General features: G+C 59.3%; 14 protein-coding genes. 8 read left to right on the forward strand and 6 right to left on the reverse strand.

From position 1 onward, the window contains the following. Positions 1–115 precede the first annotated feature (115 nt). From ACYZTZ_RS15980 to ACYZTZ_RS15990, 3 genes are read right to left on the reverse strand one after another with little or no spacing between them, the layout of a single operon-like run. Positions 116–547, reverse strand: a complete 432-nt coding sequence (locus tag ACYZTZ_RS15980; RefSeq protein ID WP_461998927.1) for a hypothetical protein — start codon at positions 545–547, stop codon at positions 116–118. Beyond that, positions 475–3,066: a DNA ligase D gene (ligD, locus tag ACYZTZ_RS15985; protein WP_461998928.1), complete on the reverse strand. Its 2,592-nt coding sequence runs from the start codon at positions 3,064–3,066 to the stop codon at positions 475–477. Before ligD ends, ACYZTZ_RS15980 begins: the two co-directional genes overlap by 73 nt. Continuing rightward, positions 3,063–4,058: a methyltransferase gene (locus tag ACYZTZ_RS15990; RefSeq protein ID WP_461998929.1), complete on the reverse strand. Its 996-nt coding sequence runs from the start codon at positions 4,056–4,058 to the stop codon at positions 3,063–3,065. The genes ligD and ACYZTZ_RS15990 overlap by 4 nt, the downstream gene beginning before the upstream one ends. Positions 4,059–4,308: 250 nt before the next feature. Between ACYZTZ_RS15990 and ACYZTZ_RS15995 the strand changes: the two genes are divergently transcribed. Next, positions 4,309–4,761: a cupin domain-containing protein gene (locus tag ACYZTZ_RS15995; protein WP_461998930.1), complete on the forward strand. Its 453-nt coding sequence runs from the start codon at positions 4,309–4,311 to the stop codon at positions 4,759–4,761. A 40-nt stretch (positions 4,762–4,801) separates the two neighbouring features. Here the strand turns inward: ACYZTZ_RS15995 and ACYZTZ_RS16000 are convergent, their stop codons facing one another. Further along, the gene (locus tag ACYZTZ_RS16000) at positions 4,802–5,527 is read right to left on the reverse strand and encodes a tellurite resistance TerB family protein (RefSeq protein WP_461998931.1); all 726 of its coding nucleotides are present in this window, start codon (positions 5,525–5,527) and stop codon (positions 4,802–4,804) included. A gap of 171 nt (positions 5,528–5,698) precedes the next feature. Between ACYZTZ_RS16000 and ACYZTZ_RS16005 the strand changes: the two genes are divergently transcribed. The 5 genes from ACYZTZ_RS16005 to ACYZTZ_RS16025 all read left to right on the forward strand — a co-directional run bounded on the left by ACYZTZ_RS16005 (position 5,699) and on the right by ACYZTZ_RS16025 (position 8,833). After that, positions 5,699–6,124: a GNAT family N-acetyltransferase gene (locus ACYZTZ_RS16005; RefSeq protein ID WP_436274204.1), complete on the forward strand. Its 426-nt coding sequence runs from the start codon at positions 5,699–5,701 to the stop codon at positions 6,122–6,124. Between the two features lie 248 nt (positions 6,125–6,372). Beyond that, a complete protein-coding gene (pcsA, locus tag ACYZTZ_RS16010) occupies positions 6,373–7,092 on the forward strand; it encodes a phosphatidylcholine synthase (RefSeq protein ID WP_046046557.1) in 720 nt (239 codons plus the stop codon). Between the two features lie 15 nt (positions 7,093–7,107). Continuing rightward, complete coding sequence (locus tag ACYZTZ_RS16015; protein WP_461998932.1) at positions 7,108–7,494, forward strand: DUF488 domain-containing protein; 387 nt, start codon at positions 7,108–7,110, stop codon at positions 7,492–7,494. Positions 7,495–7,550: 56 nt separating this feature from the next. Continuing rightward, the gene (locus tag ACYZTZ_RS16020; protein WP_461998933.1) at positions 7,551–8,039 is read left to right on the forward strand and encodes a GNAT family N-acetyltransferase; all 489 of its coding nucleotides are present in this window, start codon (positions 7,551–7,553) and stop codon (positions 8,037–8,039) included. A 26-nt stretch (positions 8,040–8,065) separates the two neighbouring features. Then, on the forward strand, positions 8,066–8,833 hold the full coding sequence (locus tag ACYZTZ_RS16025; protein WP_461998934.1) for a metallophosphoesterase: 768 nt from the start codon (positions 8,066–8,068) through the stop codon (positions 8,831–8,833). Here ACYZTZ_RS16025 and ACYZTZ_RS16030 read toward each other — a convergent pair. Continuing rightward, positions 8,807–9,682, reverse strand: coding sequence for an alpha/beta fold hydrolase (locus ACYZTZ_RS16030; RefSeq protein WP_461998935.1), 876 nt, complete (start codon positions 9,680–9,682; stop codon positions 8,807–8,809). The two genes, ACYZTZ_RS16025 and ACYZTZ_RS16030, sit on opposite strands and share 27 nt — an antisense overlap. Before the next feature lie 344 nt (positions 9,683–10,026). After that, the gene (locus tag ACYZTZ_RS16035; RefSeq protein WP_461998936.1) at positions 10,027–10,911 is read right to left on the reverse strand and encodes a LysR family transcriptional regulator; all 885 of its coding nucleotides are present in this window, start codon (positions 10,909–10,911) and stop codon (positions 10,027–10,029) included. A 147-nt stretch (positions 10,912–11,058) separates the two neighbouring features. Here ACYZTZ_RS16035 and ACYZTZ_RS16040 point away from each other — a divergent pair, with 147 nt between their 5' ends. Both ACYZTZ_RS16040 and ACYZTZ_RS16045 read left to right on the forward strand, forming a co-directional pair. Further along, positions 11,059–12,159 (forward strand): alkene reductase, encoded by a 1,101-nt coding sequence (locus tag ACYZTZ_RS16040; protein WP_461998937.1) that lies wholly within the window; start codon positions 11,059–11,061, stop codon positions 12,157–12,159. A 123-nt stretch (positions 12,160–12,282) separates the two neighbouring features. Further along, the gene (locus tag ACYZTZ_RS16045; RefSeq protein WP_461998938.1) at positions 12,283–13,188 is read left to right on the forward strand and encodes a LysR family transcriptional regulator; all 906 of its coding nucleotides are present in this window, start codon (positions 12,283–12,285) and stop codon (positions 13,186–13,188) included. The last annotated feature ends 63 nt before the right edge of the window (positions 13,189–13,251 follow it).

The raw sequence follows: 13,251 nt of genomic DNA on the forward strand, positions 1-13,251 counted from the left end.
AGGGACATGACCACAGTGGAACACGGAGACTCAACCCATTACATCTGTAACAAATGACAGCAAACCATTCTTTAAAAGCCAAATCACTGACCCGTCGAGCCACAAAGCCAGTTTCTCAACGGGCAGTCGCCGGCCTCTTTCTCGGCTTCAAATACTTAGTCAACCCCTGGAACCAGATCACCAGCGCCGGGTTACCCTTGATCTGAATCGACTTGTCCTGAATCCCCAGCATAAACGCCAACTGCTTGTTCTTCGCCTGCATCGTGGCAAAGCCATACGCCGCATCTTTAAAGGCAATCGCAAACGCCGGCTCGGCATACACGCCGGACTTACTGGTGATGCGCTGATCCTGGAGCTGCCGCAGGCTGCGATCTTTTGATCTTGATTTTGTCGGTGTAACAACCGTCGCCAAGATCGTCCGAACGCGGCCCGAGCCTTCGCCAGCTCCTACACCGATCGTGTTCACCCCAACCGCTATTTTTTCATTCCGACCCGCCGCCGCATCTCGGCGGTGATCGACTGCCGGGTTTTCTTCAAATCCGTCCAAGGCTCGTCGCCGACCTCGGCCAAGCGCTCATGCACAGTGTGGATGTTCCACTGATTGCCACCCTTGAGCTCGCCCACCTCCTCGTGAAAGATCGGCACCGACACCGGCAGCCCTTCGCGGGTGCGCACGGCGTAGGCGCAGATGGTCGTGGCACCGAGGCCGTTGCGCAGGTAATCGATGAAGATCCGCCCTACCCGGTTCTTCGGTCCTGACACAGCGGAAAAACGCTCCGGCAGCAACTTGGCCATGTGGCTGACGATCGCGTGGCTGAAGTCCTTCACCTCATCCCAGCCCAGCTTGCGAGTCAGTGGCACCACCAGGTGAATCCCTTTGCCGCCGCTGGTCTTGATGAACGCCTTGAGCCCCAGTTCATCGAGCACCGACAGGGTCAGCTGGGTGGCTTCGACCATGCTTTTCCAGGGCAGCGCCGGGTCCGGGTCGAGGTCGAGGACGAAGCGGTCGGGTTTGTCGAGGTTGTCCGAGGTGGCGTTCCAGGTGTGCAACTCGACGGTGCTCATCTGCACGGCGCCGATCAGGGCTTCGGCGTTGTTGATGATCATCACCGGTTGGCCGGTGAGTGCCTTGTCCAGGGTGGTGATCCCCGGAATGGCCAGGCGCTCGGCGTTCTTCTGGAAAAACAGTTCACCGGCGATGCCGTCCGGGGCGCGAACCAGCGCCACGGGCCGGTCCTTGAGCTCGGGCAAAATCCATTCGGCGACGCTGGCGTAATACTCCGCCAGTTGCACTTTGGTGGTGCCGCTGCTGGCGTCGATGACCCGGTCCGGGTGAGTGATGCGGACCTTGCCATCGCCCAGGCCGATTTGTGAGGGCGCGGGCGCGGCTTTCTTTTTGGCAGAGGTGGAAGGTTTTTCGGCAGTGGTTTTTTTCGCGGCTGAAGTCTTCACGGCTTTCGGACGCTCCTCGGTAATGTCTTCGGCAGGTTTGTCGTCACGCAGGCCATGGAACACCGCATGACGGACTGAACCTTCTTTGGTCATTTCGGCATAAGCGACCTCAGCCAGCAGGGTGGGCTTGAGCCAGTGCACACCCTTGGCGTCAAACCCGCTCGGCGGATTGACCACCGGAATCTTCTTGCTTTGCAGCGGTTTCAGTTGCTCGTAGATGCGCTTGAGCGTCGTCTCGTTGAACCCCGTTCCGACCTTGCCCGCGTAACGCAACTCACCACTGTCGCGGTCATGCAATCCCAGCAGCAGCGCACCGAAGGCATTGCGCGAGCCTTTCGGGTCGGTGAAGCCGACGACCACAAATTCCTGCCGATGTTTGCACTTGAGCTTGATCCAGTCGCTGCTCCGTCGAGAAACGTAAGGCGAGCCCAGACGCTTACCGATCAGCCCTTCCATCCGCATTTGGCAGGCGCTGTTGAGCAAGGCTTCCGGTTCTTCGCTAAAGGCATCGGAGAAGCGCAGCAGCGGTTCTTTGTTGGGGTTTAGCACGGTCGACAGCGCCACCCTTCGCTCCTCGACCGGCACCTCGCGCAGGTCCACGCCGTTGAGGTAAGGCATGTCGAACAAGTAGTAGACGATGTTGCCGCTGCGGCCCGAGTCGAAGGCGTTTTGCAAGGCCTGGAAGTCCGGCACGCCCTGCTCGTCGGCGACCACCATTTCCCCGTCGAGCCAGGCGGATTCGAGGCCTAGCGCCGCCAAGGCCTCGGCTTGTCTGGGCAGTTTGTGGGTCCAGTCGTGGCCGTTGCGGGTGAACAGTTTGACTTCGGTGTGGTCGATGCGGGCCATGATCCGATAGCCGTCGAACTTGATCTCATAGCTCCACTCGCCGCCCGGGGCCTTTTCGACCAGCGTCGCCAGTTCCGGTTTGAGCAGGTCAGGCAATTTGGCTTTGCGGGCGCCCGTCAATGGCGCCGACTTTTCCTTGCGCGCCGGGGTGGCGGGTTTTTTGACGGGTTTGGGTTTGGCAGCGGTCTTCGCCTTTTTGGCAACGATGGTCCGGTCACTGAGCACACTGTCGGGCTCGGCGACGACCACGTCGTAATCGCTTTCGGGTTTGGCTGCGCCGTCCTGATGCTTGATCAGAAACCATTGCTCCTGCTTGCCCGGCAGGTGCGTGCGCACCAGGTTCCACAGGCCGCCGAGCTTCTCGCCTTTCAGCTCGAATTTGAGCTTGCCCTTAGCGTAAGCCTCGGCCGGATCGTCCTGAGGAATCCATACCCCACGGTCCCAGACAATTACCTCGCCGGCGCCGTAATGCCCTTCGGGAATGCTGCCCTCGAAGGTGGCGTAATCCATCGGATGGTCCTCGACGTGCACCGCCAGGCGCTTGACCTTGGGGTCCAGTGACGGGCCTTTGGGCACTGCCCAGCTTTTCAGTGCGCCATCGAGCTCCAGGCGAAAGTCGTAATGCAGATGCGAGGCGTCGTGCTTCTGGATGCAGAACTGCAAGGCATGGTCTTTCGCGGTTTTTTTGGCCGAACGTTTACCGGCGGCCGGTTCAGAGGTCGCCGAGAAATCGCGCATGCGATTGTAATCGTCCAGGCTCCTGCTCATGGCGCACCGGCTGACGAGGTGACGGTGCCCCCGATGCCGGGGCCGATACGCGTGACAATCAGGGCGACGACGGCAATTCGTTCCACCCGCTGATAGCCAGGGGTCAACAGTTCTTCACCGAACACATCGGGGTCGAGTTCGTGGTAAGTCCAGCCGAACATCGGCGATTCCAGATACGGAGTCACCGCATCCAGAAACGGGTCGAGACCATCGATCATCGCCACGCCGGTGTACAACACCAGGGAGCCACCGGGGGCCAACCGATACAGGGCTTGTTCGACAATGCGCAACGACAACTGCGCGCCCAGCGCCCCGCCGCCATGCCGGTAAGCACGCTCGGCCGGGTCGGCCATGTAGGGCGGATTGGCGACGATCAAGTCGAAGTGGCCGTCGACGTCTTGCAGCACATCGCTGGCCTCGATGCTGACGTTAGCCACCTCGGCGAGCGCGACGTTGACCGCCGTCATGCGCAACGCCAACGGGTTGATGTCGACGGCCAGCACTTCGGCCTCACGGCGGGCGCGGGCAATCACAATCGCTCCGACGCCAGCGCCGCAACCAATGTCTACGGCGCGCCTGATCGGCGCGAAGCTCTGTTGCAGATGGGTGTGAATCAGTTGTGCAAAACGATAAGTGTCGGGGCCGAAGAACACCGCGTCGGCGGCATCAGTGGGGTAACCGGAATGCACGAACAACAGGTCATCGAGGCTTGACCAGCGCACATGACTTTTCAATCGACCATTGCATTCCTCGAGCACGCCTGCCTGTTGCAACTGCCGCTGCTCATCCACCGACAACAGACCGGGCTCAAACCATCGCGACCAGCCAAATACTTCGCGCAGGGTCCGGGCGCTTTGCCCGAAGACGCGATCATTGACCCGCTGATGGGTCAGCGGCGTTGGCGTGATGAAACGGTAACCGTCGGCCTGCAAGCGGCGCCCCAGTTGCAACAGGGCTAGATCGGCAGCGCTAAGCTGTGCTTCCTGATTCATGAAGGGCTCCCTATCGAAAACCGGATTTGCTCGTCGGCGGCAAGCCCTTTAAGTGTAGCGTGCAGGCATTGGACATCCGGGTCATTGGCGGGGCTCAATCAGCACGTCTCTACATCAGCAGAGCGACACCCCCGGAAGAAAATTCCATCGGCGTTGAGATCGCCCGGACAGACGGGCTTGTGGCTCGGCACCCGGCGCCAGACAAGTGAATATACTCAGCGGGTGTGGACTCATCCTTCGGAGAGCAATCATGCGAACGGTTCATGTCATCGAGCCCGAAAAAACCCCCGACCCGGTCAGTGTTGTGGGTGAGACCATCACCATTCTTGCGGGCGGGGATCTGAGCAAGCCGTTTGAAATGCATATCCAGGAAGGCGTGCAAGGCGGCGGGCCGCCTCCGCACTTTCACCCTTGGGACGAAGCGTTCTACGTCATTGACGGGCAGGTGGAAGTGACGGTTGCGGGCAATGCCACCACCATTTTCCCCGGCGGTTATGTGCATATACCCGCTGGGACTGTTCATGCTTACAAGAACATCAGTGCGACGGCGAAGATGATCGGCGTGGTGTCTGATCCGCGCGGTGGTCAGTTCTTTGCCGCGCTGGATCAGCTCAAAGTGCCGCAGGATTTGCCGCGGATACTGGCAATTGCCGAGAGCTTCGGCGTTACGTTTCTGGTGCCGAAAGCCCCTGAATCCCGGTAGAGGCCAGACCGTCTTTTCATGATCGTTCCCACGCTCCGCGTCAGGCCACGCCACCTTTGGCCTGTTGCTCCAGATGCACTTGCAGCTCCGGATCGATACTCAGCGCCGCAGCCAGTTCATCCAGATAGCTACGTTCGGCGTCTTGCTGATCGTCCACCAGCATCACACTGGCCAGGTACATCTCCGCCGCCATGCCGGAATCCGTGGCCGACTGCGCCACATCGGCGGCGTCCAGCGGCCGCGCGACTTCGTCATCCAGCCATTGCTGGAGCTCTGGGTCGTCGGTGTGGCGGCCGATTTCGGTGCTGATCATCTGCTTCTCGGCATCATCAATCCGGCCATCGGCCTTCGCCGCCGCAATCAATGCACGAAGAATCGCATGGCTGTGGTCCTCGACTTCCGGGCCGGACAACAGGTCGACGGTGCGCGGCGCCTGTTGCGGCGCCGAGGCCTGGCTGCGTTGCCAGGCTTGATAGGCCTGGAATGCCATCATTCCGAGCGAAGCCAGTGCCGCGTAATTGGTGCCGCCCCCCGAGCGGGTCTGGGTCGAACCGCCCACGGCTGAGCCACCGCCCAGCAGACCACCGAGCAAACCACCCAGGCCACCGCCCCCGGCGCTTGAACCGGCGCCACCGCCCAACAGGCCACCGAGCAATCCACCGAGACCGCCGAGACCACCTTGGGCCGACGCGCCACCGCCACCCTGTTGCGACATTGAGCCTTGGCCGGCCCTTAGTAATTGTTCGAGCAGATCGCTGGTGTTCATGACGATGTCCTCATCGATTGGAGTGATCCAGTCAGGCAACGATAGTCCTCGCCGGCAAATGCGCCACCACCGTTTGGCTGACGTGAACCCCTTATCGCCCTTGACCCTGATGACCATCGGCTGCAAGTGTTCTACCCTCGCAAACCCGATGCCCACAGGATCAACGAACACATGGACCGCCACCTGATTGTCGTCAGCGACGTCATCGAACCTGAAGTCGAGCACGTACTCAGCGCCGGGCTGAGTGCCTTCAATGATCAGATGACCGGCATCAACGACCGCCGGTCGCTGGCAGTCACGGTCCGCGATCCGGATACCCATCAGGTGCTGGGCGGTATTACCGGGCGTACGTCGCTCGGTCTGCTGTTTCTCGATTTGTTCTACTTGCCCGAGTCACTGCGCGGCTCCGGGCTCGGTTCTCGACTGCTCAACGCGTACGAGGACGAAGGCCGTCGTCGCGGTTGCCGCTCGGCGGTGCTCTATACCCTCAGTTTCCAGGCCCCGCAGTTCTATGAAAAACACGGCTGGCAGCGCTTCGGGGAAGTGCCTTGCGACCCGCCAGGCACGAGTCGGGTGTTCATGAGCAAGGCGTTGTGAATGAGCCTGTCTGCACCCGATCAATCCGCCGATCACTGCGCTTGAGTAAAACGTATCGCCCTGCGCCGATGTTTCATTTAATACCCCCGGATTTATCCGGGGTATTTTTTTGCGGCCCAGCTAAGATTTACAGATGGTGAACCTTATCCCCGGATACCCGGTCGATACATGCAACCTGACTTGGTTTGCCGACACCCCCGATTGAAGGGGTGATAACAGGCTTGCTTCACTTTTTGGAGAACGCCCCCGTGATATCGACCCTACACATCGCCAGGCTCAAAGCTTGGGGCGCCCATGGTTTTACCGCCACCGGCGTGGTCACTGCCTTCCTCGCGACCCTCGCCCTGCTGGAAAACCAGGCCACAAACTGCCTGCTGTGGCTGGGCGTCGCCCTGATCGTCGATGGGCTGGATGGCGCGTTGGCACGCAAGGTCAATGTCCAGTCGGTACTGCCAAGTTTCGATGGCTCGATCCTCGATCTGGTCATCGACTACCTGACGTACGTGTTTATCCCCGCGCTGTTCATTTATCGTTACATCCCCTTGCCGGACTACACGCTGCTGCTGTCCGTGTCGCTGATTCTGGTCTCGTCGCTGTTTTGCTTCTGCAACGTCAACATGAAGAGCAAGGACAACTACTTCCAGGGCTTCCCCGCCGCCTGGAACGTGGTCGCCCTGTGCCTGTACATCATCGCCCCGTCGCCGTGGATCACTTTTCTCACCATCATCGGCCTGGCGCTGTTGACCGTGACCCGGATGAAGTTCCTCCACCCGTTCCGCGTGCGCAAGTTCATGCCGATCAACATCGCGGTAACGGCCATCTGGCTGCTGTGCAGCTTGTCGCTGGTGGTCAACCATCCGGTGATCAACCCGCTGGTGATGGGGCTTTGGCTGCTGATGTCGGCTTACTTCCTGGGGATCTGCATCTGGCGCACGGCGCTGGAGTGGTTCGAAAACTCGCGGAGATAAGGGAACACATCGACCATGCCCATCCATATTGTGCAACTCGGTTCACCGCGCGCCGCCAATGAAGGCCTGCGCCTGGGCACGGTGCGGCGCCCGCCGCGTGGCGTGCCGAAGGCCGAGTTTGCCAGTCGGGACTTTTATGACGTGTGGCAGCCGCTGCTGTCTCCCAGTGCAGAACTGGTCGCAGAAGCCAAAGCGGCAGAAGACGCCAAGGCGTGGGAAGCCTTCAAGCGCAAGTTCAAGACTGAAATGAACCACCCGGCGCCCAGCCAATTGCTCGATTTGTTGGCGGCGTTGTCCCATCAAACGTCACTGGCAATTGGCTGTTATTGCGAAGATGAAGAGCATTGCCATCGGTCGGTATTGCGGGCGTTGTTAGCGGCGCGGGGTGCGCAGCTCAAATAGTCGCTCAAGATCGAGGTAAAGGATTTCGGTAAGGACACAAGGATTGGGGTCTTCAAATGAATAACCAGATTCGACTCGCCACCCCTGACGATGCGACAGCCATCAGCCAGGTCATCATTCAATCGCTGCGTCAGTCCAATTCCCTGGATTACCCTCCCGACGTCATCACCCAAGTAGAGAAAAGCTTCTCTACCGAGGCCATCCGCGCCTTGTTGAGCCAACGCCAGGTCTTTGTCGCCACCATCGATAAGCATGTGGTCGCCACGGCCAGCCTTGATCAAGACGTTGTGCGCAGCGTATTCGTTGACCCAGGCCATCAGGGGCGCGGACTCGGCAGGCAACTGATGGCAACGATTCAATCTGTCGCCCAGGACGCAAAAATCGAGGTACTGCGCGTCCCCTCCTCCATCACCGCAGAAGCCTTTTACTTCAAGTTGGGTTATCGAAAGATCCGCGACGAGTTTCACGGGGCCGAGCGCACGATCATTATGGAGCGGCGTTTGACGCCCGTTGTCGACGCCTCGACGTCAGTTCAACGGGGCTGACATTCAAAATAAGTAGGAGTTGATCGATGCGCATCGCCTTGCTGTCAGACATCCACTTGTCCGTCAACGCGTTACCTTTTCCCGATGTGGATGCCGATATTGTCGTTCTCGCCGGAGACATCTCTCGTCCGTCTGCGGCCATTGAGTGGGCCAAGTCGTGCCCTGTTCCGATCGTGTACGTGGCAGGGAATCACGAGTTTTATGGCAGTGACTTGATCTCTACCTACGAACATTTGAACTTGTTGTCGCAAGGTACACAGATCCACGTATTGGAACGCTCGGAGTATCTCCACAACGGCGTGCGGTTTTTGGGTTGCACGCTGTGGTCTGACTATCGTCTTTTCGATTCTGCAGAGGATCGGGCACAGGGTGTTGATCTGGCTACGAAGCTCATGCGGGACTTCACCCACATAAAAATCTCGCCCGATTTTCCAGACCTGTTCAGCCCGGCGGTTTCCCAACTGATTTTTTTACAGACCGTCGCCTGGCTGGAAGACTGCTTCACCCGCGACAGAACCACTCCCACGGTGGTGGTTTCGCATTTTGCACCGACACGGTTGAGCATAGGCCCGCTGTTTGAGAATTCGCCGATTAACGCGAGTTTTGTTTCAGACCTCGAAGACCGGATCAAGGTCTGGCAGCCGGCACTTTGGCTGCATGGCCATACCCATGGGAGCTTTGACTACCAGGTGGGCAAAACTCGCGTCATTTGCAACGCCCGGGGCTATGCAAAAAATGGCATTAATGAAAATCCGGAATTTAATCGCTCATACGTGATTGACCTGGATATCTGAGGCAACACGGCCCTGCCTCCTGGAAGCCGGGTCCAGAAAACCGAGCAAGGCCTGCCGGGTGTCATGCCAGGCCGCCGAATGTTCCATATCGAGGAAGTGCCCGGCGTTCTTGATGATATGGAACCGGGACTGAGACGCATGATCGGCGAACAGCCGGGCGTCTTCGACCGAGGTGTACTCATCCCATTCGCCGTTGACAAACAGCAGCGGTATTTCGATGGCAGCGGCACAGGCGACGTAGCAATGGGTGTCTTGGGTCAGCACCTCATTGACGTGGAAATGCATCTGCCTGTACTCGTGCTCGTCCAGGCTTCTGACATGGCGGTCATTAAAGCGTTTGAACAGCGATGGCAGGTGCTTGCCGATCGTGCTGTTGATCAAGCGACCGACACTGAGGCGGTCGCAAGCCTGGAGATGGTTCAGGCCGCTCTCCAGGTAATCGCGCATCGGCGTATTGATCCGCGCTGCGAATGAACTGATCACCGCCTTCTCGATTCGTTGCGGCCGCTGGGCCAGCGCCAGCAAGGTGGCCGCACCGCCCCAGGAAAAGGACAACACGTGGTGCGCACCAAAGTGTTCGATTAAATCCAGCAATATCGCGGCCTCGTCTTCCTTTCGGATCGGTTGGCCGTGGAGGTTGTGTTCCTTCGACTGACCGGCGTAGGGCTGGTCGTAGAGAACTACATTGAATCGCGGCTGCAGGTAACGCACCGTTTGGGCAAAAGATGCGGTCGTTGCCAGTGAGCCATTGACCAGAATGATGGTCTTGTCAGCGGCTGTGTTGAGATAGTGCTCGGTATAAACCTTGTACTTCCCGCAGATCTCGACGATGGCAGTTTTCGGCATCATGACATTTACTTCCTTGAACCCATTGGACTAAGCGCACAGCGTTTGGATGCCCACAGGGCCCTATCGCAGAAAGCAGTACACGTGGACCTGACAGTGAAGTGTCAGGCCAATACATTAATAACTCAGGGTGATTTTCAAGCGTCAACGCATAGGCCTCCTCGGGCTTAATCTGGCAACACGGACAAGCAACAACAGCGCGAGGGTGCTCCGATGGTTGCCGTGACCAATTAGTCACTGGTTGACCATATGTTCAGAGTTAAGCAGGGATTTCCCCATCTGCAAGAACGCAGACGAGTTATTGCGTCGAACCGCAAGCTAAGGCTGGAGGCTGGAGGCGTGAGGAATCAGATACGCAAGTGCGCACTCATGTAGTCAATGAAAACGCGCAGCTTGGGCGAGGCATAACGGCTGGCTGGCCACAGCATCCAGAAGACGACCTGGCGGTCAATGTAATCGTCCAGCACGGTGACCAGCTGGCCGCTTTCCAGCGCTTCGCGCACCAGGAAGGTAGGCAGAAAGGCAATGCCCCTGCCCTGGATTGCGGCATAGGCAAGAGGCTCAATCGTGTTCGACGTCATCGTGGCGGGCAGCACCAATTCAGCCTCGGAGGCTTCGAGCCGCAGCGGCCAACGCTCCAGCTTTCCCGTTGCGGGGAATTTGTGTTGCAGGCACAAATGGCGTTCCAGTTCACGCGGATTAGCGGGTACACCCTGCCGCTTGAGATAGGTCGGCGACGCTACCAGCACATGTGCACAGGAACCCAAGCGGCGCGCGGTCAAGCGAGAATCGGTTTGCTCGCCGGTCCGAATCACCGCATCGAACCCCTCCTCGATCACATCGACCATGCGGTCGCAAAAATCGATATCCAGTTCGACTTCCGGATACTGCTCCATGAACCCGTCAAAGGCCGGCATCATCAGGTCGCCCAGTAGAGGTGTGCCCACGCGAAGCCGTCCACGCGGACTGCCAGCCAGGCCTGACAGCTCGGACTCGGCAGCGGTGAGCTCGCTGAGGATGCGGCGGCATCGCTCAAGGAACAGGGTCCCCTCGGCCGTCAACGTGATGCTGCGTGTACTGCGATGAAACAGCCGTACATGCAAGCGCTCTTCCATTCGAGCGATGGTTTTGCCCACGGTCGAGGACGACACCCCTAACTGGCGGGCGGCCTCGGTAAAGCTGCGCGTTTCGGCAACCTGCACGAACATTGAGATGCCACTCAGACTTTCCATCGCTGTTCCTGCTTGCCCCGGTACAACCCAACCTACAAGGCGGGATTACGGAAAAATCATCCGAAATGTTCGGCATCGCGGGATATTTTTCTTCACGAACTTTACGCCTACATTGCGCCCATCTCACCACTGATAGGTATCGATGTTATGTCCAAACTGCATACGAGCATCCAAATAGGCCCCTACCAAATTGCCCATCGCGTCGTCCTGGCGCCACTTACCCGGATGCGTGCCGAGCCGGGCGCCATCCCTGGCCAGTTGATGGCCGAGTACTACGCCCAGCGTACAACCGCTGGCGGGCTGCTGATTGGCGAAGCCACTATCGCCGCACCCAATGGCAATGGATACCTCGGTGCTCCCGGTTTGTATGATGACAGCCAGATCGCCGGCTGGAAGCTCGTGACCGACGCCGTCCATGCCAAGGGCGGCAAAATCTTCCTGCAGCTCTACCATGCGGGGCGCCAGTCCAATAGCCTCTTGCAGCCGGACGGCGCCCAGCCGGTGGCCCCTTCCGTCGTGGACCACGGCGGCCTCGCCTTCACCGAGACCGGCTGGACCCCCGGCACCCCGGCGCGCGAACTGACCATCGCGGAAATCCGCGGGCTGGTAGACAGCTTCAGCGCCGCGGCCGAACGCGGTATCGCAGCCGGATTCGACGGCGTGGAGTTGCACTCGGCCAACGGCTACCTGTTCGATCAATTCCTCCAGGACGGTAGCAACAAACGTACGGATATCTACGGTGGCTCGTTCGAGAACCGCAGCCGATTCCTGCTGGAAGCAGCAGAAGCGGTGATCGCCGTCTGGGGCAGCAATCGGGTGGCGGTGCGTCTGGGGCCAAGCGGCAATTTCGGCGATATGTCCGACAGCGACCCCGTCGGCCTGTTCACCTATGTCGCGTGCGAACTGAACAAGCTGGACCTCGCCTATCTGCATCTGATCGAGCCACGCATTTTAGGTGTCGCCGAGGACGAGCGCCGGGACCAGAATCCCGTGGCGTCCCAACTCATCCGCCAGCACTACAAGGGCACCCTTATCGCGGCGGGCGGCTTTTCTGGTGAATCGGCGAAGGCGATCCTTGAAGCCGGCGATGCCGACCTGGTCGCTTTTGGCCGCCACTTCATCGCCAACCCTGACTTGCCAGAGCGCCTGCGCAAGGGCTGGCCGCTGAACCCTTACGACCGCGAGACTTTCTTCGGGGGCACCGAGGTGGGTTACACGGACTATCCTTTCCATACCGAAGCAGCATGACAATCCGCACCGCTGGCAACTGGGGGTCGTAGTACCCCCCAGCTGTCCAAAAAACCTGATTCACTTCAGTCACGGGCCTCTCGGGCCCAAGGTGCATTCTGGCTGATGGGAGGTGCTGAACAGATGAAGGACCTTTTCACCTACAGGCTTTTCACAAGGGTGGCGCGACTGGGCAGTTTTTCGGCCGCGGCACGCGAAGTGGGTCTTTCTCAATCCCAGGTTTCCAGAATTGTGGCCGAACTCGAAGCCGATCTCGGCACTCTGCTCTTGGCAAGATCGACACGCGCGGTCGTGCCCACTGAGGCAGGGGCAGATTTTCTGTCACGCATGGAGCCCATCCTTGCAGCGGTGGAAGAAGCTGAGCAGAGCGTTCGCGGAGGTGGAGAGCTGCGTGGCGTCGTCCGGATCAGCATGCCAACGAGCATCGGCATCAGGGAAATCATTCCGCGTATAGCGCCGTTCGCAGCAATGCATCCCAACCTGCATATCCAGGTCCTGCTCGCCGATCACTGGCAGGATCTGATCCGCGAAAATATCGATGTTGCGATAAGGCTGGGGCGGCTCTTGGATTCCAGCGCAACGAGCCGTCAGATCATGACCATCAAGCGATTCATTCTCGCCTCCCCCTCCTACTTGCGCGCCGCTGGAGAGCCGACGACACCGGAGGACCTGCAATCACATCGAATCATTGCAGGTCCAGCCTCGACTGTCCCGAGCGGCTGGATGTTCACACGCAATGGAGAGACCAGGACCATTCAGCTCGAGGCTCACTTCTCGACCGACGAAAATGAGGGTGCTGTCGCAGCCGCAGCCGCTGGGTTGGGGATCACGTCGACAACGGCCTGGGCGTGCCGGCGTGAGCTGGAAAGTGGTGAACTCGTCACACTGCTCACCGATTGGGAGACCGAATCCGTACCTGTTCATGCCTACTTCCCCCATGGTTCACGCACCCGGGGTGCCGGCCGCGCCTTGATCGAGCATCTTGTAACCAGTCTTCTGGCTGAGGGTTGTGACACGTCGGGCTTGTAGGTTTATGCATCCCTTGCATAGAAGATAGCGAAAAAGAGTGGCTAATCAGATCCCGCCGAAGCT

The organism is Pseudomonas sp. LB3P58 (assembly GCF_054897895.1).